This window comes from Psychrobacillus sp. FSL H8-0483 (genome assembly GCF_038637725.1).
Lineage (GTDB): Bacteria > Bacillota > Bacilli > Bacillales_A > Planococcaceae > Psychrobacillus.
This window is the reverse complement of sequence record NZ_CP152052.1, coordinates 1,665,296-1,686,371: the sequence shown is the minus strand read 5'-3', so window position 1 is coordinate 1,686,371 and position 21,076 is coordinate 1,665,296. Positions and strand designations below refer to the sequence as shown.

The 21,076-nt window shown below is 36.0% G+C and carries 18 protein-coding genes and 1 pseudogene; 10 read left to right on the top strand and 9 right to left on the bottom strand.

The annotated features are described in order from the left end of the window. Window positions 1–53: 53 nt before the first annotated feature. From MHB48_RS07885 to MHB48_RS07875, 3 genes are read right to left on the bottom strand one after another with little or no spacing between them, the layout of a single operon-like run. Complete coding sequence (locus tag MHB48_RS07885) at window positions 54–845, bottom strand: putative hydro-lyase (RefSeq protein WP_342601334.1); 792 nt, start codon at window positions 843–845, stop codon at window positions 54–56. A 17-nt stretch (window positions 846–862) separates the two neighbouring features. Beyond that, window positions 863–2,083: an NRAMP family divalent metal transporter gene (locus MHB48_RS07880; RefSeq protein ID WP_342600925.1), complete on the bottom strand. Its 1,221-nt coding sequence runs from the start codon at window positions 2,081–2,083 to the stop codon at window positions 863–865. Between the two features lie 12 nt (window positions 2,084–2,095). After that, window positions 2,096–2,857 carry a 5-oxoprolinase subunit PxpA gene (locus tag MHB48_RS07875; RefSeq protein WP_342600924.1) on the bottom strand — a complete coding sequence of 254 codons (762 nt, stop codon included), beginning with the start codon at window positions 2,855–2,857 and terminating at the stop codon, window positions 2,096–2,098. Between the two features lie 258 nt (window positions 2,858–3,115). Here MHB48_RS07875 and pxpB point away from each other — a divergent pair, with 258 nt between their 5' ends. Both pxpB and MHB48_RS07865 read left to right on the top strand, forming a co-directional pair. Next, on the top strand, window positions 3,116–3,844 hold the full coding sequence (gene pxpB, locus MHB48_RS07870) for a 5-oxoprolinase subunit PxpB (RefSeq protein WP_342600923.1): 729 nt from the start codon (window positions 3,116–3,118) through the stop codon (window positions 3,842–3,844). Further along, entirely contained in the window at window positions 3,841–4,827 is a 987-nt protein-coding gene (locus MHB48_RS07865; RefSeq protein WP_342600922.1) for a biotin-dependent carboxyltransferase family protein, read from the top strand. The genes pxpB and MHB48_RS07865 overlap by 4 nt, the downstream gene beginning before the upstream one ends. Before the next feature lie 304 nt (window positions 4,828–5,131). Here the strand turns inward: MHB48_RS07865 and MHB48_RS07860 are convergent, their stop codons facing one another. From MHB48_RS07860 to MHB48_RS07850, 3 genes are all read right to left on the bottom strand, one after another. Beyond that, the gene (locus MHB48_RS07860; RefSeq protein WP_342600921.1) at window positions 5,132–5,881 is read right to left on the bottom strand and encodes an IclR family transcriptional regulator; all 750 of its coding nucleotides are present in this window, start codon (window positions 5,879–5,881) and stop codon (window positions 5,132–5,134) included. 26 nt (window positions 5,882–5,907) lie between these two features. Beyond that, entirely contained in the window at window positions 5,908–6,798 is an 891-nt protein-coding gene (locus tag MHB48_RS07855; RefSeq protein ID WP_342601333.1) for a DMT family transporter, read from the bottom strand. A 180-nt stretch (window positions 6,799–6,978) separates the two neighbouring features. Beyond that, window positions 6,979–7,527, bottom strand: a complete 549-nt coding sequence (locus tag MHB48_RS07850) for an NADPH-dependent FMN reductase (protein WP_342600920.1) — start codon at window positions 7,525–7,527, stop codon at window positions 6,979–6,981. Between the two features lie 321 nt (window positions 7,528–7,848). Here MHB48_RS07850 and MHB48_RS07845 point away from each other — a divergent pair. The 4 genes and pseudogenes from MHB48_RS07845 to ytzI all read left to right on the top strand — a co-directional run bounded on the left by MHB48_RS07845 (window position 7,849) and on the right by ytzI (window position 12,429). Continuing rightward, window positions 7,849–8,374: pseudogene (locus MHB48_RS07845) on the top strand (pyridoxal-phosphate dependent enzyme). Window positions 8,375–8,540: 166 nt separating this feature from the next. Next, entirely contained in the window at window positions 8,541–10,025 is a 1,485-nt protein-coding gene (locus MHB48_RS07840; RefSeq protein WP_342600919.1) for a catalase, read from the top strand. Window positions 10,026–10,410: 385 nt separating this feature from the next. Further along, window positions 10,411–12,186, top strand: a complete 1,776-nt coding sequence (locus MHB48_RS07835) for a GGDEF domain-containing protein (protein WP_342600918.1) — start codon at window positions 10,411–10,413, stop codon at window positions 12,184–12,186. Window positions 12,187–12,279: 93 nt separating this feature from the next. Beyond that, window positions 12,280–12,429: a YtzI protein gene (ytzI, locus tag MHB48_RS07830; RefSeq protein WP_342600917.1), complete on the top strand. Its 150-nt coding sequence runs from the start codon at window positions 12,280–12,282 to the stop codon at window positions 12,427–12,429. Window positions 12,430–12,438: 9 nt separating this feature from the next. Here ytzI and rlmN read toward each other — a convergent pair whose 3' ends face one another. Continuing rightward, window positions 12,439–13,506 carry a 23S rRNA (adenine(2503)-C(2))-methyltransferase RlmN gene (gene rlmN / locus MHB48_RS07825; RefSeq protein WP_342600916.1) on the bottom strand — a complete coding sequence of 356 codons (1,068 nt, stop codon included), beginning with the start codon at window positions 13,504–13,506 and terminating at the stop codon, window positions 12,439–12,441. A 227-nt stretch (window positions 13,507–13,733) separates the two neighbouring features. Between rlmN and MHB48_RS07820 the strand changes: the two genes are divergently transcribed. Beyond that, window positions 13,734–14,093 (top strand): hypothetical protein, encoded by a 360-nt coding sequence (locus MHB48_RS07820; RefSeq protein ID WP_342600915.1) that lies wholly within the window; start codon window positions 13,734–13,736, stop codon window positions 14,091–14,093. Between the two features lie 261 nt (window positions 14,094–14,354). On the opposite strand, the gene MHB48_RS07815 is transcribed toward MHB48_RS07820, so the two are convergent. Together MHB48_RS07815 and MHB48_RS07810 are read right to left on the bottom strand one after the other, a co-directional pair. Beyond that, complete coding sequence (locus MHB48_RS07815; RefSeq protein ID WP_342600914.1) at window positions 14,355–15,167, bottom strand: sulfurtransferase; 813 nt, start codon at window positions 15,165–15,167, stop codon at window positions 14,355–14,357. A gap of 16 nt (window positions 15,168–15,183) precedes the next feature. Continuing rightward, on the bottom strand, window positions 15,184–18,774 hold the full coding sequence (locus MHB48_RS07810) for a dynamin family protein (RefSeq protein WP_342600913.1): 3,591 nt from the start codon (window positions 18,772–18,774) through the stop codon (window positions 15,184–15,186). Window positions 18,775–19,344: 570 nt separating this feature from the next. Here MHB48_RS07810 and MHB48_RS07805 point away from each other — a divergent pair. The 3 genes from MHB48_RS07805 to MHB48_RS07795 all read left to right on the top strand — a co-directional run bounded on the left by MHB48_RS07805 (window position 19,345) and on the right by MHB48_RS07795 (window position 21,076). Then, complete coding sequence (locus MHB48_RS07805) at window positions 19,345–19,797, top strand: chemotaxis protein CheX (RefSeq protein ID WP_342600912.1); 453 nt, start codon at window positions 19,345–19,347, stop codon at window positions 19,795–19,797. A 659-nt stretch (window positions 19,798–20,456) separates the two neighbouring features. Further along, a complete protein-coding gene (locus MHB48_RS07800) occupies window positions 20,457–20,579 on the top strand; it encodes a cytochrome c oxidase subunit 2A (RefSeq protein WP_340919714.1) in 123 nt (40 codons plus the stop codon). 20 nt (window positions 20,580–20,599) lie between these two features. Beyond that, entirely contained in the window at window positions 20,600–21,076 is a 477-nt protein-coding gene (locus MHB48_RS07795) for a cytochrome B5 (RefSeq protein WP_342600911.1), read from the top strand.

Here is a 21,076-nt window from a genome sequence, read left to right as displayed (position 1 = left end):
GTGAATTTCACGATTTCCTGTCTTTTTATAGCTATCGAATTATTAAATAGTGTTTATAAGACACTCAATTTTTCATCCTTCAAATCACTAATGAACATGCATCCAGGAGCGTGCGTAATCATAATAGAAGGTTTACTTTGCATCGCAACTGCTTGTGGTGTGACACCACATGCCCAAAATACAGGAATTTCTCCTTCTTTAATCGTCACAGCATCGCCAAAATCAGGCTTTGCTATATCTATGATTCCAATTTGACCTGGGTCCCCAATATGAATTGGCGCACCATGCACTCCTGGAAAACGTGAAGTAATTTGTATTGCCCGAATCGCATCTTCATGAGACATCGGACGCATGCTTACTACTGTAGGACCTTCAAAAACCCCTGCTTTTGCACATGGTATATTCGTTTTAAACATAGGCACATTACAGTTTTCTTCGATATGTCTAATTGGTATACCCGCTTCTAGTAAGGGAGTTTCGAATGTGAAGCTACAGCCAATTAGAAAAGCTACCATATCTTCTTCCCAGTATTCCGTAATATCTGTTACTTCTTCTGTAAATTCACCATCTCTATATATTCGATATTTAGGAATATCTGTTCGAATATCCGCTTCTTTTGCAATTGTACTTGGAATATACGATCCAACCTCTGTTACATCTACCAATGGACAAGATTTTGGATTGCGTTGGCAAAACAACAAAAAGTCAAATGCATGCTCTTTTTTCAATATCGCTAAATTTGCTTGTGTATACCCTTTAGCCATTCCAGCTGTCGGACCATTGATTTGCCCAGAATTGATTAATTGACGTAATTCATATGGAGCCATCGTTTCATAATTATTCATCACTTAATCACTCCCTACTATTTAAAAAGCAATGGAATTTGTTCAATTAGCGTCATGATACCTAACACTCCCATAATAACGGTGACTAATCCTCCAGCAATGGTTAACCAAAGTGGATGCTTATAATCACCTACAATATCTTTCTTGTATGCAGCGACTAACATTGTTCCAAGTGCTAATGGTAAAATCAGCGCATTTAATGCACCTACAAGAATTAGAATATTTACAGGTCGTCCAACAAGTGCAAACGTTACAGTTGATACTAAAATGAATAATATAATAACCCAATTATGATACTTTTCAATCATAGGATGAAATGATCGGATAAATGATACGGACGTATAAGCTGCTCCTACTACAGAAGTAATAGCTGCAGCCCACATAATAACACCAAACATTCGATAACCAATTTCTCCAGCTGCAAGTTTAAAAACAGATGCTGGCGGATTTGCTGGATCAATTGCTAATCCTTGCGATACAACTCCTAGAACAGCTAAAAATAGTGCAACACGCATGATACCTGTTACTACTATTCCAGTTACAGAACTCTTCGTAACATCAGGTAAAGATTCTACCCCTTTAACTCCTGCATCTAAAAGTCGGTGTCCCCCAGCAAAAGTAATATATCCTCCAACCGTTCCACCCACAAGTGTAACAATGGCAAAAATACTAATTTCAGATGGTGCAAATGTATGTACAATCGCATCCCCAACAGGTGGTGAAGTTGTAAAAGCAACATACACCATTAACAAAATCATGACAAAACCTGCAATTTGTGCAACTTTATCCATAGCTTTGCCTGCTTCTTTCACGACAAAGATAAAAATTGCAAATGCAGCGCTTATAATAGCACCTGTAATTGGATCAATACCAAGCATTGCATTTAAGCCGAGTCCAGCCCCAGCTACGTTCCCAATATTAAATGCAAGTCCACCCATTACAATGAGAATTGCTAAGAATACACCAAGACCTGGCAATACTTTGTTAGCAATTTCTTGACCTCGAAGTCCAGACACAGCGATAATTCTCCACACATTCACTTGTGCAAAAACATCCAATATTATGGAAATTAATATAACAAATCCAAAACTAGCAGCAAGTTGTTGAGTGAATACTGTGGTTTGTGTTAAAAATCCCGGTCCTATTGATGATGTTGCCATTAAAAAGGCTGCACCAAGTAAGACGCTTCTTCCGACTTTCTTTTTCGACCCTGCTTTTTGCATTTTTTGCTCTTCCATACAAACTCCCCCTTATTTAAACGATGCGGAAATTACAATATCGTTACTCTCCAAAGTTTCTTTAATATATTTTGCGAACGATACAGCGCTTTCTCCATCCCCATGAATGCAAATTGTATCCGCTTTCATCTTTACTTCTGTATTTTGTTGAGAAATTACTTTTCCTTCTGTTACCATTCTCACTACTTGTGCAACGGATTTGTTCGTATCTGTAATAAGTGAATCACTTTGTTGACGTGAAGTTAATGATCCATCTGACTGATATGTACGATCTGCAAACACCTCATGAGCTGTGCGTAAACCAATGCTCTCACCAGCAGTTGTTAGTTCGCTACCTGCTAAACCAAACAATACTAATGAAGGTGAAATGTCGTAAACAGCTTGGGCTATTGCATGTGCGAGCTCAGAATCTTTTGCCGCCATATTATACAGAGCGCCATGTGGTTTAACATGTTGCATTTGCTCTCCAAAAGTCGCCAAAAATCCGTTTAAAGCACCTATTTGATAAACAACGATGTCGTATCCTTCTTGAGGAGTGATTTTCATCTCTCTTCGACCGAATCCATTTAAATCAGGCAATCCTGGATGTGCACCTATTTTAACACCGTTCTCGATTGCTAACTTTACAGTTTCTCGCATTACACTTGGATCTCCAGCATGAAACCCACATGCTACATTCGCAGATGTAACATATTTCAATATCTCCTTTTGTTCTCCGAGTTTATACCTGCCAAAACTTTCCCCTAGGTCACAATTTAAATCAACTCGAAACATTTCATCCCCTCCAATAGATATAAAAAAGAAAATTTGTTCCTTACACACTTAGTTCCGAATTATGAAACCTAAGTTTTGAAACTTAGATTAAAGTTTATCACAATTACATTTTTCTGAATAGACATTATTGTACGATTGTTTTTTTTAGAGTGATAAAATAATTTCCACTTGTATTTTGTATTTACAGAATTATAATAATTGTTATAATCCATTTTTAAGAACTGATGTACCGCAATTCGAAACTAAGGAGCTGTCAGTATGCCCATTCAAAATATAGAAACCAACATTAAACCATTGGGAGATTCTGCGTTAATCGTACAGCTCGGTGAAGGAATAGATCCGACTATTCATGAAAAAGTTAAAAATCTTTCAGCGCTCCTAACTGATCATCCTTTTGATGGACTTATTGAATTTGTCCCTGCTTACAACAATATTACCGTTTATTACAATCCATATACTGTACATTCTTCGATAAAAGGTACAGTAACTGCTTTCGAAAAGGTATGTACACGAATAAATCATTTAGTACAACAAATCAAAATCGATAAAAGTAATAGTCCACGACTTGTTTCCATACCAGTTTGTTACGGAGGAGAATTTGGTCCTGATTTAGAATTTGTTGCTGCGTATCACAACATGACTCAAGAAGATGTCATTCGAATTCATTCGGAAAGTGACTGTTTAGTTTATATGCTTGGTTTTGCACCTGGGTTTCCATTTATGGGTGGAATGGATCCACGAATAGCAACACCTCGAAAAGAAACGCCGAGACTATCTATCAAACCAGGTTCAGTAGGAATTGCTGGAAAACAAACGGGTATATATTCACTAGAAACTCCTGGAGGTTGGCAAATTATCGGACGTACACCCCAAAACTTGTTTTTACCACAAATGAGTCCTCCCTCTTTACTACAGGCAGGGGATAGAATTCGATTTGTACCAATTTCTCCTAGTGAATATCTAAATTATAAGGAGATGAAGCTATGAGTGTAAAAGTTCTTCATCCAGGTTTACTAACAACCATTCAAGATATAGGGAGATATGGTTCACAAAAGTATGGAGTCATCGTTAGTGGAGCAATGGATAGTTATTCATTAAGACTTGCAAATCTATTAGTTGGTAATAACGAAAATGAAGGAGCTCTTGAAATAACTTTATATGGCACAACCCTTCAATTCGAAGAAGATACTTTAATTGCTATTACTGGCGGAGATTTTCTTGCTACTATTGATGGTATTATCGCTCCGTTATGGCGCCCAGTGCTTATAAAGAAAGAATCTATTTTAAAATTCAATTCTGCTATTAAAGGAAGTAGGGCTTATGTTGCTTTCGCTGGAGGAATTGATATTCCTAAAATAATGGGAAGCAAAAGTACATATATTCGCGCGAATATTGGTGGATTTGAAGGAAGAGCACTACAAAAAGGAGACACCTTACCAATTGGAGAAGCAAATAGTGTAAGTAAGGAACTGGTACGACAATTAGAAGAAAATAATATTACTTGGTCTATTAATTTCAATGAACTAGTTAATTTCAACCAGAACAAAACAGTTAGAGTTTTAAAAGGTACGGAATTTCATCGTTTTGATAAAGAAAGTCAAGGTACTTTTTTAGAAAAACCCTATTCCATCACTGTTCAATCCGACCGCATGGGTTATCGCTTAGAAGGTCCTCCAATTTCACTCTCAGAGGATTTCGAGCTACTTTCCGAAGGTGTAACTTTTGGCACAATACAGATACCTCCAAGTGGAAAACCTATTATTTTAATGGCTGACAGACAAACTACTGGAGGTTATCCCAAAATAGCACAAGTAATTTCTGCAGACTTACCGAGTCTGGCACAGATTCAACCAACTGCTACTATTAATTTCAATGAAGTAACACTGGAGGAAGCAGAAAAGATTTTATTGAAGAACGAGCAACTCATTAATAAAATTAAAACAGCGATACAATATAAAGTGTTTAATTAGTCACAGAAAAAGGGGCTGTCCTTGAAGTCATATAGTGACTGAGAGATGGTCCCTTCTCCAATGTATTGATTTCCGTTCCAGACGGACGCTTTCCGCGGGCATGGCTTCAGTCTCCTCGTCGCTTTTGCTCCTGCGGGGCCTTCAGCTCACGCTATTCCCGCTGGAGTCGCCGTCTTCCACTACAATCAATTGCCTACAAAGAATAGTAATTTTAATAAAAAGTATACAAAAAGCAGGTGTAGAAAAAGACTCTTTTTTCTACACCTGCTTCAATTTATGGGCTTATCGGACAGCCCCTTTTTACTCATTTATTGTAGCCTAGTCTTTTGGAAATCTCATTTGCCGCTTCAGTCGCTTTATTAGCAAAAATTACTATGTTTTCATTTTGATAATTTGCTTCAATACCAGCTATACTTATTCCGCCTACGACTTGACCTTTATGATTGAAAATAGGAGCAGCAATCGCTGACGTATGATTCTCTAATTCTGAATGACTAATTGTATAGCCATCTCTTCTTGCATTTCTAATACTCTCTTTAAGTGTTTCTTTATCCGTAATCGTCCCTAAAGCGAATGATTTTAGTTCAACTTGGTCTAAATAAGACTCAATTTCATCATCTTGTAAAAAGGATAAAATAACGCGTGAACACGCCCCAGTATATAATGGGCTCCTTCTTCCAATTGCAGTATATAATCGAACTTTTTGAAAAACATCCACTTTTTCTATATATATTGCTTCTTCCCCTTGTTTGACAATTAAATTAATCGCTTCTTTTAACTCTTTATGTAAATCTTGCATAATTGGATAAGCAATCTGTCGAATATCAAGCCTAGTAGATACCAGATTTCCATAAGTCAGAAACAGGAGTCCTAAACGGTATTTAGAATCATTTCCTTTTTCGACAAAACCCATTTCCTCTAATGTTAATAACATTCTATAAACCGATGTTTTAGGAATCATCGATAGTTCAATGATTTCTTGAAATGTCAAAGCATCATGATTAATAAATAAGTTTAGAATATCCATAGAACGAACAACTGTTTTGTTTTTCATAAAATCTCCTTCGTGTACTATTAATCTTATTTATATTTAATAAGCTTCTTTTTACTTCGATAATTTACTAGAAAAATACTTATACCCACCAATACTAATCCAATGATGAGCAATTGAGTAATTGGTTCGTCTAAAAAAGCAACTCCTATAAAGACAGCAATAATAGGTACGAGAAAAGTGAAGGAACCTACTTTACTTGCCTCCCCTTCATTTATCAGTTTGTAATATATAATATAGGCTAATGGAATTCCAAAAATGCCACCATAACTTAATCCAAACAAGTAAGTACTATTCCATTGAATAACCGCCCAACTTTCAAAGAGCGTGCCTGTCCCTAATAAAACTAACCCACCGATTATACATTGTAAGGAAACCATCCAAAAAGCATCTACTTGATTGCTTACTCGTTTTACGTAGATCACCCCAAATGCCCAACATACTGCAGTAATCAAACCAAGAACGACTCCAATGATCGATACATGATAGGTTAATCCATCTAAACTAACTATGAAAATTCCAATGAACCCCAAAAGTAAACCAGTTATTTTGATAGGAGTCATAATCTCACCTAACCAGATCCATGCAAACAATCCTAGTAACACTGGTTGAAAATAGACGAGAACGGAAAACAACCCTCCAGGTAAATAATTTAGACCAATTGTCTGTATGCCAAAAAATAGAATCGTATTAAATAAAGCAGAAATACAATATAATCTCCAATTTTTCCACCATTTTATTAGATCTCGCCTCTTCCATAACAGGATTCCTAATAAAAGCCCACCAATCGTTGCGCGCATTCCTGCAAACAATAATGGAGGAGTATATGGTAATGCCAATTTATAGATTGGCCAACTGGCACCCCATATCAAAATTAAACCTAAAAGTGCAATATTTGACTTCGTGACAAGCTTACCCAACATTACAACTTCCCTTCCAAAATAAAACAAATCTCTGATTTTACTATACACCCAAAAAATCAAACCATCTATAACATTTTTGTGCATAGCACAGAAACTATTGCGAATGTTTAAACATTCGCGAAAAATAAAACAAACATGGAAATCGTGAAATTCACGTTTTTCATGTTTGTTTAGTGATTATTTTGCGTTGTTGTAAAAATCGACAAAGTTGGTTACTACTTGATCTAAGAAAGTAACTGTGCCTTCATCTGTAATCTCATTTTGTTCATTCATTTTTGTATGAATTGCACCAATATATACTTCGTTTCCTGGAAGTAGTTTTGGTTGTAATGCTGGGTTCGTGATGATTTCTCTTAAATGGATTTGTGCACGCACGCTTCCTAATACTCCCATAGAAGAACCTACGATAAATGTTGGTTTTCCTACTAAGTCATTTCCACTTCGAGATAACCAGTCCGTTGCATTTTTTAATACCCCTGGAATAGAGAAGTTATATTCAGGTACTGCAAATAAAACTGCTTCTGCATTACGTACTTGCAACTTAAAGTCCATTGCACCTTTTGGAGGATTATTTTCAATATCTACACTGAACATTTCCACTTCATTAATGGATATGATATTAATATCTAATTGATCAACATACCGCTTTTTCATAAAATCCACAAGTTTTAAATTGTATGATTCTTTTCTGTTACTACCGATAATTGCTGCTACTTTAATTGCCATTTATATATCTCCTCTTTCTGTTCCATCGATATATGTAGTATTCTGCAAAGCGAATTCTCTGCAAATTATCACGTTCGTTAGTATGCAACTAAGTTTATAAAATATGCTTACGGATGTTTAAGTTACAGAGTTGTTACTGGTGCCTGGCACTCGTAACAACCCTGTAACATATCTTTAGGTTTATGGACGAGAGTAGAATTAATTCCTAATTAAATAGTTACAAAATTTCAAATTATCAAAAAAGATTTGTAGAGTTGCAGTACTGTAGTGTGTTAAAATACACTAATGTTTCATTAAAAATTGGAGGTTGGCATTAAAATTATGCAAGCAACAGATAAGAAAACCGTTCAAGTAGAAAACGTGCTTATAGCACATCAGTTTTTAAAAGACGTGGTTGTCCATACACCATTACAAAAAAACGAATATTTATCTGAAAAATAAGGAGCATCCATTTACATTAAACGAGAGGATCTGCAACATGTTCGTTCCTTTAAAATACGTTGTGCTTATTACAAAATAAAAACAATTGAGAACTATGCAAGAGAAAAAGGGGTCGTTTGTGCAAGCGCAGGTAACCATGTACAAGGTGTTGCTTATGCTTGTGCACAACTGGGGATTGTCACCAAAATATTCATGCCCCTTTCTTGATAAGGTACTTGGACCAGACGATGATATCACTACATTTGAGTAAACAAAGAAAAATAATAAAGAAAGAGGTCCGGCTTTAGTTGGAATTAAATTAAAAAACAGTATGGATTATTCTGGTATCATTTCTCGAATGACTGAGAATGGTTATTCGTTTAAGGAAATAAACAAAGACAGTACTCTATTTGACCTTCTGACCTAATAAAAATCTAGTAATATCAACACTTTCAGGCACTTATTTACGGTCAATGATCAGTACAGTTTATAATAATTATAAAAACATCACACTTCATTTCTAGCATTATTTCTCACTTATTGATATAATCATTCTTGTATTATAAATATTCTAATCTAGGGGGAAATAGTCAATGTCTGAAAACCAAAACAACAATAACAATCAATTGACGACTGCAGCTGGCGCACCGGTAGTAGATAACCAAAACTCTCAATCTGCCGGACCAAGAGGCCCAATTTTATTACAAGATGTATGGTTACTTGAAAAATTAGCAAACTTTAATAGAGAAGTAATTCCAGAACGTCGAATGCACGCTAAAGGTTCGGGTGCGTATGGTAAATTCACTGTTACGCATGATATTACTCAATATACTTCAGCTGCTATTTTCTCCGAAATTGGAAAAGAAACGGATATGTTCGTTCGTTTCTCAACGGTTGCTGGTGAACGTGGAGCAGCTGATGCTGAACGTGATATTCGAGGATTTGCTATGCGTTTTTATACAGAACAAGGTAACTGGGATTTAGTTGGTAACAACACACCAGTCTTCTTCTTCCGTGATCCACTTCAATTCCCTGACCTAAACCATGCAATTAAACGTGACCCACGTACGGGTATGCGTAACGCTAATAGCAATTGGGATTTCTGGTCTTCTTTACCAGAAGCACTTCACCAAATTACAATCGTAATGAGTGATCGCGGCTTACCAAGTTCATACCGTAAAATGCACGGGTTCGGTAGTCATACATTCAGTATGATCAATGCAAACAATGAACGTGTTTGGGTCAAATTCCACATGCGCTCACAACAAGGTATCGAAAACTTAACAGATCAAGAAGCGGAAGTATTAGTTGGTCAAGACCGTGAAAGCAGCCAACGTGATCTTTATGAAAATATTGAAAATGGAAACTTCCCTAAATGGAAAATGTTCATCCAAGTAATGACTGAAGAACAAGCAAACAATATGCCTTACAATCCTTTTGATTTAACAAAAGTTTGGTATAAAGAAGACTTCCCTCTTATCGAGGTTGGAGAATGGGAACTAAACCGTAATCCAGAAAACTATTTTGCAGAAGTAGAACAAGCTGCTTTCTCACCAGGAAATGTTGTTCCTGGTATTAGCTTCTCTCCAGACAGAATGTTACAAGGTCGTTTGTTCTCATACGCGGATGCAGCACGCTACCGTGTAGGTGTTAACCATCACCAAATTCCAGTTAACCAACCTAAATGTCCTGTACATTCTTTCCATAGAGATGGTGCAATGCGTACAGATGGTAATTTAGGCGGAACATTACCTTATGAGCCTAATAGCTATGGTCAATGGAAAGAACAACCGAAATACAAAGAGCCTGTACTACCAATCAATGGTGGAGCAACTCAATGGGATTTCCGTGAAGACGATGACAACTATTTCGAACAACCAGGGAAACTTTTCAACCTGATGAGCCCAGAACAACAACAAGTATTGTTTGAAAATACTGCTCGTAATATGAATGGTGTAGAAGAATTTATTAAAGTTCGACACATCATTCACTGCTACAAAGCTGACCCAGCTTATGGAAAAGGCGTTGCTGAAGCAATGAATATTCCATGGGGTAATATCGAAGCAGCAATGGCTTAAATTCGATGATGATAAAAGGCTGTCCTAACTATAGGGCAGCCCTTTTTCTTTTTGGAGTGGTCTTGTTAAACTACATTGTTGTTAGTTTGTAGAATCCACTTACTTTCCGTGGGTAACGGACGAGTATCCTCGGCTGCTCCTGAGGGAGTCTGTCACTGATTAAACTGCAAAATATACACTAAAAAACAACAGTTAAATATTACAGCAGCTTTGGAAAAATAGTCTTCAAAGACTTAACATGTGGGTAAGAGAATAATTAATGATTCAAATGGACAATAACGCTCCCAAAAATAACTAAATCTTTACATCAAATTTACAAAGCATTGATATTTTTCATTTATAATTTAGATTGAGCGTAATTTGTTCATTTTAGGGGGAACTATGAATGGCTATTGAAAATCATCATCATGAGGAATTATTTTCATATATAATCGAAGAAAAAGCAATCCAAACTGTTTTTCAGCCAATTATATCGCTACATAATAGTCAAATTTACGGTTATGAAGCATTAACACGTGGCCCAGCTAATACATCCTTCGAAAACCCAGAAGCCTTATTTGACTATGCCTTGAAAAACGGACAGCTTTGGGAGCTGGAACATGTATGTAGAGCAAACGCCTTGAAATACGCCTATCATTTGAAAGCAGAAGGTAAGCTTTTTATAAACGTCAATCCCAATATTATGAATGACCCTAAATTCAAGCAAGGTTTTACAAAGGATTTTTTATCCATCTTTCAAATGGACTCCGATTCTATAGTGTTTGAAATTACTGAACGTGAAGCAATTAACAACTTAAAAGATTTTATTAATACTATCGATCATTACAAAAAACAATTTTATCAAATAGCAATTGACGATGTTGGAGCTGGCTATTCTGGGCTAAACGTCATTACCGATGTACGACCACACTTTATTAAGTTAGACATGAAACTTATTCGCGATATAAATAAGGATCGAACGAAACAATTGCTTGTTCGGAGTTTAAGCGAATTTGCCAACTACTCACAAATACATATTATTGCAGAAGGTATTGAAACAAGAGAAGAGCTAATTACTCTCATCGATATTGGTGTACACTTTGGCCAAGGCTATTTCATTCAAAGGCCGCAAAGTAACTTATATCCAATTCGAGAAGAAGTCATGCGTTTGATTGAGACAGAGAACTCTCGTAAATACCAAGTAAGTCTTAATCGTTTAACGGATACTTCTATTGAACAAATTGCAACGCCTTTACGCACAATACCAAGCAGTATGCCTATCTCAAAAGTTAGCAACTTAATGGAAGGAAATGATGCTTTACCTGGATTTTGTATTAGAGATGGAAATAAACTAATTGGGGTTATTACTCGAAACAAGCTACATTTAAAGTTTAGTGGACCATACGGATATAGTTTATATAATAAAAAGCCAATTGCCGCTATTATGAGCCGAAACTTTATGAAAGTCGATGCAAAAACCGCGATTGATGTAGTTGCAAAAATTGCAATGAAGCGAGATCCATTGCATTTATATGACTTTATTACAGTAACAAAAGACGAACAATACTTTGGAGTTGTAACCGTAAAAGATCTGCTTGAAAAAAGTATGCAACTAGAAATTGACTATGCAAAGCATTTAAATCCCCTATCAGAATTGCCAGGGAATATTATAATTGAACAACAGCTTCAAAAATGTATTGATGCTTCTACTGATGTTACAGTGCTTTACTTCGATATTGATAATTTCAAACCTTATAATGATATCTATGGCTTTGAAAAAGGCGATAAAGTGATTATCCAATTAGCCGAGATTTTAGAGAGTAATTGTCCTTCTGGTGGATTTGTAGGTCATATAGGTGGAGATGACTTTATCCTAATAACAGATTCAAGTCAAATAAGTGAGTTATGTGAAAAAATAGTTCAACAATTTGATGAATCGGTAGAGCACTTTTATCATGCTCACGATCTACTAAAGGGATGTATTGTTTCTAAAAATCGTCATGGTATTGAAGAGCATTTTCCGTTATTAACTATTTCAATAGCTGGGGTTTCCAACAAGGATTGTCAGACCATTTTTCAATTATCTGAACTCGCAAGTCAGGTAAAAAAACAATGTAAACAAATTTCTGGAAGCAACTACCTACTCCAGGTCCAAGTCACTGAAACTAACGTGAATGTTTAAACTTTCATGTTAGTTTCAACAACATGGACAATTTAGTTTTAAGGTTCATTTTGTGCTATGATATTCGTAATGTTAGCGTTTGGAGGAGAAGTAATGACAGCGGTTATTATTATTGCCATCATCATTTTTATTATAATCTTTACCCTTTCCATTTTTACCATTAATAAGGGATATGCATTTAAGCATACGATAGATGAACGTCCACCTGAGAACAAAGAAAAAACGCATCGCCACAACGGCTGATGCGTTTTTTTAATTTGTCGCTTTTTCTTTTTTAATTTGTTTGCTTCGTAATTGACCACATGCAGCGTCAATGTCCGTTCCTTGTTCCATACGAACTCCACAGTTTATACCTTTGTTCTTCAATGTTTGGAAGAATGCACTGATTGATTTTTCTGAGCTTCGTTGATATTGTCCGTGCTCATCCACAGGATTGTATGGAATTAAGTTCACATAAGATAGATGGCGCTTGTTTTCAAGTAACTTAGCTAATTGAAGAGCTTCTTCTACATGGTCATTTACATCTTTAAGTAAAATATATTCAAACGTAATACGACGATTCGTTTTTTCTAAGTAATAGTCGACAGCGGCCATTACTTTTTCAATTGGGAATGCTTTGTTGATTACCATGATTTTCGTACGAAGTTCATCATTTGGAGCGTGTAAAGATACAGCAAGATTTACTTGTAAGTTTTCGTCTGCAAAGTCCATGATTTTTTTCGCTAGACCACTTGTCGATACCGTAATATGACGAGCACCGATTGCAAGTCCTTTTTGATCATTTACTGCACGCAAGAAATTCATTAGATTCGTATAGTTATCAAACGGTTCCCCAATACCCATTACAACGATATGGCTAACACGCTCATCTTTTTGTAATTGATCTAAATGCTCTTGTACTTTCATAATTTGACCCACAATTTCTCCAGCATCTAAATCACGATTTTTCTTAAGTAGCCCACTCGCACAGAAGCTACATCCAATATTACATCCAACCTGTGTTGTAACACAAACGGATAATCCGTATTTAAAGCGCATTAATACTGTTTCAATTAGGTTACCATCTTGCATTTCAAATAAAAACTTGATCGTCCCATCCGCTGATTCTTGTTTCACAGATTCTTTTAATGTTTGAATGACAAAATTCTCTTCCAATAACTCAATACAATCTTTACCAACATTTTTCATTTCTTCAAAGCTCTGTACTCGCTTAATATATAACCAATCCCATACTTGCTCCGCACGGTACTTCTTTTGTCCATGCTCCATTAACCATTCTATTAACTGATCTCTTGTAAGACCATATATTGATTTTTTCATTATTAGCCCTCATTTCATCCGTATACAATTTGCCCATTATACTATAGTTGTTTACATAAGACAACTTATTATAACGGAAATAAGAAACAAAAGATATTATTTTGTTTTTTTAAAGTACCAAACGTATGAAAAATGCTTGGATTAATTTTGATACGCTTCGAATAAAATACTATTACACTTTTCATTATGAATCATTCAGACTTAAAATGGAATTGGAGATGCACAGAATGACTAAGAGGAACAAACGACTAAAAAAAAGGCATGCTCTTTTCAAATTAGCAATGCTTATTATTGGAATATCGGCCTTTTTACCTTCAAACTTATTAGAAAGCAATTTACAGCTTTATGAAGACCATACTAGTAGAGCGCTTGCTAATCATGCGCTTAAAATGACTACCGATACTTTTCACAACTCATTAGACCAAGTATTAATCGTTTCTTACAGTATTGAATCAATGGAAGAAAAAGATGGGGAGTTAATTTCTTCCGTAGTCATCGCATACACAGTTTTTGGAATTCCCTATGCAGAAGTTATCGCTACTAATGATGGTGCATATGTAAATAAAAAATTTCTCTTTAATAATTGAATCAAGTATATTTGATTCCCGCTATAGGCGGACGCTTTCCGCAGGGGAACGATAAGCCATCACCACAGCTCACGCGTCGTTTATGAGCTTATCTGTCTCACTCATCCCTCTGGAGTCGCCGTTTTTCACTACAATCAATTGCCTACAAAAAATAGTAGTTTAATAAAAAGTATACAAAAAGCAGGTGTAGAAAAAGACTCGTTTTTCTACACCTGCTTCAATTTTGGGCTTACTGGACAGCCCCTTTTTAACACTTATCCATTATTCAGTTTCCACTTCATTTTCTCTAATCCAGTCACTGTAGCTTCCTACGTATAACTGGACGTTTTCATATCCTGCTTCTTTTAGGCTTGCATATAAAGGTGCTGCAGTGACACCACTTCCACAATAAGCGATTACAGGCTTGGCTTTATCAGCTAAACCATCTAGTTTCTCCACTAACACTTCATTTGCTAAAAATTGTCCGTCATTTTTTAGCTGCTCCCAATCAAAATTTATTGCGGTCGGAATATGACCTGCAATTGGATCAATTGGTTCTACTTCTCCGCGATAACGTACGGCAGAGCGAGCATCGATTAGCTGACCCTCTAGTTGACCTACTACTATTTTCTGCACTTTTTCTAGGTCAACATATAGCTCGTCTTTCCATTCTGGAGTAACTTCCGAATGTTGAATGATAGGTTTTACATCAGTAACTGGGAGTACTTTTATCGCTTCCGCAAACCCTTCACGGAGAACATGAACGTTAGAGTAACCTGCCCATTCTAATAAAAAATATGCTCGTAAAGCAAATGGCGAGCCACCTTGATCATATATAACAATCGAATCTTTTGGAGATAATCCCGCTTGTTGCACAAGATTCGTCATCTTCTCCTTTGAAATCATTGGGTGCCTCCCCTGCTCACCCGCCATATCGGATAAATCTTGTTCTAAGTCCCAATAAATAGCCCCTTCTATATGCTCTAAGTTATACATTTCACGACCTGCTAGAGGACGTGCTAAATCAAAGCGAGTATCGATAAATCGAACCTGACCACCTACTACCTCTTTTAATTCCACAAACACCTTATTCATTTGTTCTCCCCCTTCCCTATATACGTGCGTATATCTCTTTCCATTTGGTAAGTGTTTCTTCTTGCTCTAGTAACTTACGTTCCGAATCAATTTGTGCAAGCGATTCATTGAGCCAATTTATGCGGACAGCTTCTGTTTCAATATCTGCATATTGCTCCACCCAATGAGCAAGTCGGTCTTTTTCTTTATTCAAATACATCTCTGCTTCTACTTTCGTTTGTTCAGATAATGTATCTCGAAGTTTTTCCTTTTCATTCTTTTCGAAAAATGCTTTTGTGTTTTTAAAATAGGATTTCACGTTTTCGTATTTTCCTAGGTTTTCAAAAGGACCAACAAACTCTAATAATTTTCGGTCCTCACTTTCATGAGGAGTAAATGTAAAACTTGCATTTAAATCCTTTAATACACGCAGTTCTTCTTTTTCTAACTGTTTCATTTGTTTTTGAATGAATTGTAACACACGGAAGTTTGTCACACGCATTTCCTGTTCCAAATCAAATCGAATCATGTGCAATATATCCTTTAATGCAATTTCTAACGCCAGACTAGCTGGTTTGTTTGTAAATAAAGAAGGATTATAAGCCTCTTTAAAAAATTCATTAAATCGATAATAGACCCTTTGTAAAACGTAATATAATAACGTTTCTAGCTCTTGCTTTGCATCTTTCGAAATGGTTGCAGATTTTGAGTTTGCATAGCGTTTTCGAATCTTTTGTTCTTGCTCTCGCAACTCAATGATCCGCTCATCTTTTCTCGCAAGGTTTGCTTCCGTCTGCTGAATTAATGTTAGTAATTTTGTTTGCTGACGAGTCGATTCTTCCTCGAGAGATGTCACGGCAATTTGTTTTAAGTCTTCTTCTAAAAACTGATGGAATGCTTGTTCAAATTGCAGCATTCCTTCATGTAGTTTTACTAGTGCCACTTTTTCTTGTAGTGCTTGTAAGCTAGAAACCCCATACACGCGTGGGAATCGAATACCAAAGCGTTGCAACTCATCTTGTACATATTGCTTGACCAGGTTTGCTTCTTCTTCATTGTTTGCAAGATCAATTGCATTGACGACAAAGAACATTTTATCCAGTTCAAAGGCATCTTTCACACGTCCAAGTTGAATTAAAAATTCTCGGTCTGCTTTTGCAAATGCATGATTGAAATAAGTAACAAATAGTACAGCATCTGCATTTCGAATATAATCAAATGCAACACCAGTGTGTCTCGCATTAATAGAGTCTGCTCCTGGCGTGTCCACCAAAGTAACCCCTAATCTCGTCAATTCACAATCATAATAAAAATCAATAAAATCAACAAAACAACTCTTCGCTTCTTCTGCCACGTATTGACCAAATTCTTCCCCTGTTACACGAAGAGTCTCTCCAAATTGATCTTGGAAAGTTGGGAACCCTTTGTAAAAGGCTGTAATAAACGATTTATGTACTTCCTCTACTACAGTTTCATCCATTACTGTTTTTGCTTTCTCATAAGCTTCTTCTAATGTGAATACGGTAATTCCTAATTGACTATATGCAAATGCAACTTCCACAAATAATTGTTCTTTCGTTTTCAAAACAACGTCCGCTGTATTATGTGGATGGTGCTCCGAAATCGGATGTATTTTATTTATTGCAGCAGTAGTTGGATTAGGAGAAACCGGAAGAACATTCGCTCCCATTAATGCATTGGAGAAACTTGATTTCCCAGCACTAAAAGCTCCGAATAATGCAATGGTAAACTGTTGATTTTTAACACGTGTTGCTTTTCGTTTAATAACAGTCGCTGCTTCTGTAAAATCGGGTATTTCTGCTAGCACTTCACCAATTCTATTTGCTCGTTGTAAAACTGCATCTGAAGAGAGCAATACCTCTTCTTTTTCAAGTATTTCTACTTTATCTATTTCCTCGATTATTTCTTCTTGCTCCTCTGCAGTTGCATCATATTCTGTAATGGAGCTTTGGAATTTACGTCGCTCCTCTTCCCATTCGCTCAGTAAACGATCTCTTTCTTTTCTAATTTGGAGAGGGGCTGTTTCCACTATTTTATCAAAAACATTTAATCTTTCATCTACTTCTTCTAAGGTATGGATAGCTAGTTGTTTTTCGTTTAACAGCTCTGTCTTCTGTTCCACTAGTTCTAGATTTACTAATGGATTTTGTTCGATATAAACAGTAGCTTCTTCTTTCCAACTATCTGTTTCGCGAATAAAATATCGGTTTACAGCATCAGATACACGATTTGCATAATGGAGAATCGCATCCCCATTAATGCTCGCACCTTCATGCAAAGTTTCACTAATAAGTATAGATGAAATAGTAAAATCTATTCCATCAATATCATTGGACTTCGTTTCTGTTAATAAAGAGACGTCTTTTAACATGGATTTCATTAATTGTTTTACGTGGACCGTTATATTTGTAGCAATAACTTTCTCCAGTAATTGTCGCGCATCTTCCAGTCTTTTCTGTCTTTCCTCTTCCGTTTTCTTCTTACTTCCTAGAAAGCCAACTTTAAAGGAGTTTTGTTTACTTTCTGCATATAACTTTAAAAAGTCTCTCATTTCATAAGGCATAATAGATGCGTTTTCTAAAATGGCTTTACGTTGATCTTCAAAGGATTTTTTCCATAGACTTAAATCCTGAAGCTCTATTTGTTTTTGCGAAACTTCTAACTGCTCTTTAATATCTTGTTTATTTTTCCAATCCTCTTCCGTTATCTGGTTTTCAAACGCCTCAAAACATGCTGCTTTTTCATCTTCTAAGTATTTTTTATGCTCGTCCGCTAATTTTTCAATGGTTGCTTGAGCAGATGTAAGAAAATAGGATTCTTTATTTTGAATCGACTGTAAAACAATTTGTTGCACTTTTGGAAAATCATTATGTACGAAATTTGCATCTTTTAAGGAAGTAAAAAAGATCCCTTTTGGTTCTACAGACCATGCTTTAAAAGCGTCTGCAACAGATTGTTTATACGCAGAGAATGACAATTCCTCTTCTCGATGTTTATCTACCTGGTTGACAATTAAATATACGTTTTCATTATAATGAAGCAATTGTTTTGTAAACTGGAAATTCAGCTCAGATTGTACATGATTGTAATCCATTACATAAAACACGATATCTGCTAAATGTAAGGCAGATTCTGTGGAAATTCTATGCGCATCATCTGTGGAATCGACACCTGGAGTGTCCATCACTGAAATACCTTCAGGTAAGCTAGAAGATTCATGCCCTATTTCAATTTGTGAAACTTTACTTCCATCTTTTGAATATTTTTTTACTAATTGAATATCATATTCTCCTGAAAATTGAACAGGTGCTTGATTCACAAAATGAACGAGCGCATAATTTTCAGCTGCTTTTCTAACAGTCACTATGTTTGCAGAAGTTGGAATAGGACTTGTCGGTAGTAGTTGCTCATCGACTAAAGCATTGATCATACTCGATTTACCTGCTGAAAAATGTCCTGCAAAAGCAATGGTGAAAGTACCCTTTTCTAACTTGTCTGCAAATAATTTCGCTTTAGCATAACGTTCTTCGTCTTTGTTTTGGTGAAAAATAGTTGCTAGCAATGCATTTTTCTCTGTTATGATTTGTAGTTTCTCTGTATTGTTCATGTGAAAAATATTTCTCCTTTATAGTTCGACAATATATGTCTATCATAGCAGAAAACATGAAAAAAGATGACTCTATTTGAAAGATCAAATAAAGTCATCTCAGACTGTAGACAAACCCCTTCATTCTTCGGTGCTCCTGCGCAAAGCTCGTCGCAGAAAAGCTGTGCTCCTGCGCAAAGCTCGTCGCAGAAAAGCTGTGCTCCTGCGCAAAGCTCGTCGCATCCTTGCAACGGTTGTTGCAAGGATGCGACGAGATTAGGTTACCTTCTTAGACAAGCGTTTTCAAGACAGTCTGAGGTGACACCTTCGAATTTAGATTTTGTCATATATAGATATACTTCTTATTTTGGTTGTGGAGTTGTTGAACGCAAGACGTGTGTCGTAACTAAACTAAATAATATTACAGTAGAACCGATTAATATAGCTAACATTCAAATCGTCCTCTCAGTGAATTTGAATTTCATTCTCATTTAAATATACCATACTATTGCATCATTTTCTATACCTCTATTCTTTTTTCCTAGTAATTATGCTAAAATCGATACATCTTTACTATTTGGAGGGGATATGGTGACTGCGTCAAAACACATACAAACTATATTAAATGGAACTATACAATCGTTAAAATCTGTTATCCCTCTTCCGATGGATATTAAATCTCCCTCTCTCATGGTGCAACCCTTTGAGCAAGAAGAAATGGGCGTTCTAATAGGAATGATTGGAGATATTAAAGGCCGTATTATTATAGATTCAACTTCAGAATGTTTATCTTCCATTGGAGCAACTATGTTTGGAATGCCTTTAGAGGGGGAAATGCTGGAATCATTTACTGGAGAATTGGGGAATATGGTAGCTGGTAACTTATGTACAGTAGTAGCTCGTGATGGGGTCGAAGTAGATATTACACCACCCACTGTCATTGTTGGAAGAACAAAATTATTCGGTTTTCAACACGCTTTTAAATTACCCGTTGAACTTGCAAATATAGGAAATTTAACAATCATACTAACAATTGATGAATAAATTTTTAGGACTTTCATACATACTATTTTTCTGAACTTTCAAATATGAAAGTTCTTTTTTTATTTCCTCTTTATTTATATTATTTCACATGGTGATAAACCAAAAGTACTCAACAAATAACATATTAAAATGGTGATAACACACTATACCCTCTATATTTAGGTGTTTTAGAGTGCTTGGAACTGAACGAGTTCTACACAATTACCTGGATTTCTTGATGCGGAGGGATGCGACAAAATCGCATCCCTCTGCATTTTTCGATAATTGCGCGGTCGTTGGTTTGTCCGTCACTCTCCATAGCTACTTGTAATAGAAGAGCCAAAGCTTTTTGGAAATGAAAGAATAGCGACTTTCCTATTTATACAGTAAGCAGCCAAAGATGCAATTTTGGCTGCTCAGTCCTTCTACACTGAGCCCTCGGTAATGATGGAGTGATTATTTCGTCCAAAGCGTACCAAAAACGTACAAGTGCAACATGGGATCCTTGCGCATTTCTTGTGAAATTTTAATGAGGCAAATTGGATAATCAACAGCCGTTTATATTATTTCACATTTTCTTCACATCATTACTTTATATCTGTGATATTTCTCACATCCACAACACTTTTTTATATTTAATATGAATCTATACAAAAACGATTTATGGAGGTGTAAGGAAAATGTCCAAAAAGCATGAAAAGGAACCCGACTTAAAAGGAACACTCGTTTCCGTTAGTATGGTTGGAGTATTTATATTAGTTACATGGTTCATGGCATTTTACTTGTTTGTTGATCGATTTTAATATGATGGAGGTTAGAGGTTATGCATATTCATAAGTACGAGAAATGGTGGCTTACATTTGGAGTTGGCTCACTGGTCTTATTTTTAATTATTGTTGGTTTTAGTGCATTCCATTTTGGTTCCCATCCACCAAGTGCAAAGGTGTACATTGATCCTGAGCGAGTGGATGAGATAGCACCTTTCAATAATCCTGGAGTACATAAAGTGGAGGGTAAAGATTGGGACTATGAAGTGGTGTTAGTTGCATCTGCTTTTTATTACAATGTACCTGAAATAGAAGTACCACTTGGTTCAAAAGTGAAATTTATCGCAACAACGAAAGATGTCGTACATGGTTTCCAAATTGCAGGTACTAATATTAACATGATGCTAGAACCTGGATATGTATCCGAATACGTGACAACAGTTGATAAAACTGGAGAATTTTTAATCTTATGTAATGAATACTGTGGCATAGGACACTCTTCTATGACATCCATGCTAAAGGTGGTGGAGTAA

Excerpts from the sequence above, each read along its gene's own strand:
- MHB48_RS07795 (WP_342600911.1), top strand. The coding sequence starts at position 20,600 with ATGCATATTCATAAGTACGAGAAATGGTGGCTTACATTTGGAGTTGGC.
- ytzI (WP_342600917.1), top strand. The coding sequence starts at position 12,280 with ATGACAGCGGTTATTATTATTGCCATCATCATTTTTATTATAATCTTT.
- pxpB (WP_342600923.1), top strand. The coding sequence starts at position 3,116 with ATGCCCATTCAAAATATAGAAACCAACATTAAACCATTGGGAGATTCT.
- MHB48_RS07875 (WP_342600924.1), bottom strand. The coding sequence starts at position 2,857 with ATGTTTCGAGTTGATTTAAATTGTGACCTAGGGGAAAGTTTTGGCAGG.
- rlmN (WP_342600916.1), bottom strand. The coding sequence starts at position 13,506 with ATGAAAAAATCAATATATGGTCTTACAAGAGATCAGTTAATAGAATGG.
- MHB48_RS07835 (WP_342600918.1), top strand. The coding sequence starts at position 10,411 with ATGGCTATTGAAAATCATCATCATGAGGAATTATTTTCATATATAATC.
- MHB48_RS07880 (WP_342600925.1), bottom strand. The coding sequence starts at position 2,083 with ATGGAAGAGCAAAAAATGCAAAAAGCAGGGTCGAAAAAGAAAGTCGGA.
- MHB48_RS07885 (WP_342601334.1), bottom strand. The coding sequence starts at position 845 with ATGAATAATTATGAAACGATGGCTCCATATGAATTACGTCAATTAATC.
- MHB48_RS07820 (WP_342600915.1), top strand. The coding sequence starts at position 13,734 with ATGACTAAGAGGAACAAACGACTAAAAAAAAGGCATGCTCTTTTCAAA.
- MHB48_RS07850 (WP_342600920.1), bottom strand. The coding sequence starts at position 7,527 with ATGGCAATTAAAGTAGCAGCAATTATCGGTAGTAACAGAAAAGAATCA.
- MHB48_RS07865 (WP_342600922.1), top strand. The coding sequence starts at position 3,841 with ATGAGTGTAAAAGTTCTTCATCCAGGTTTACTAACAACCATTCAAGAT.
- MHB48_RS07810 (WP_342600913.1), bottom strand. The coding sequence starts at position 18,774 with ATGAACAATACAGAGAAACTACAAATCATAACAGAGAAAAATGCATTG.
- MHB48_RS07800 (WP_340919714.1), top strand. The coding sequence starts at position 20,457 with ATGTCCAAAAAGCATGAAAAGGAACCCGACTTAAAAGGAACACTCGTT.
- MHB48_RS07860 (WP_342600921.1), bottom strand. The coding sequence starts at position 5,881 with ATGAAAAACAAAACAGTTGTTCGTTCTATGGATATTCTAAACTTATTT.
- MHB48_RS07815 (WP_342600914.1), bottom strand. The coding sequence starts at position 15,167 with ATGAATAAGGTGTTTGTGGAATTAAAAGAGGTAGTAGGTGGTCAGGTT.
- MHB48_RS07840 (WP_342600919.1), top strand. The coding sequence starts at position 8,541 with ATGTCTGAAAACCAAAACAACAATAACAATCAATTGACGACTGCAGCT.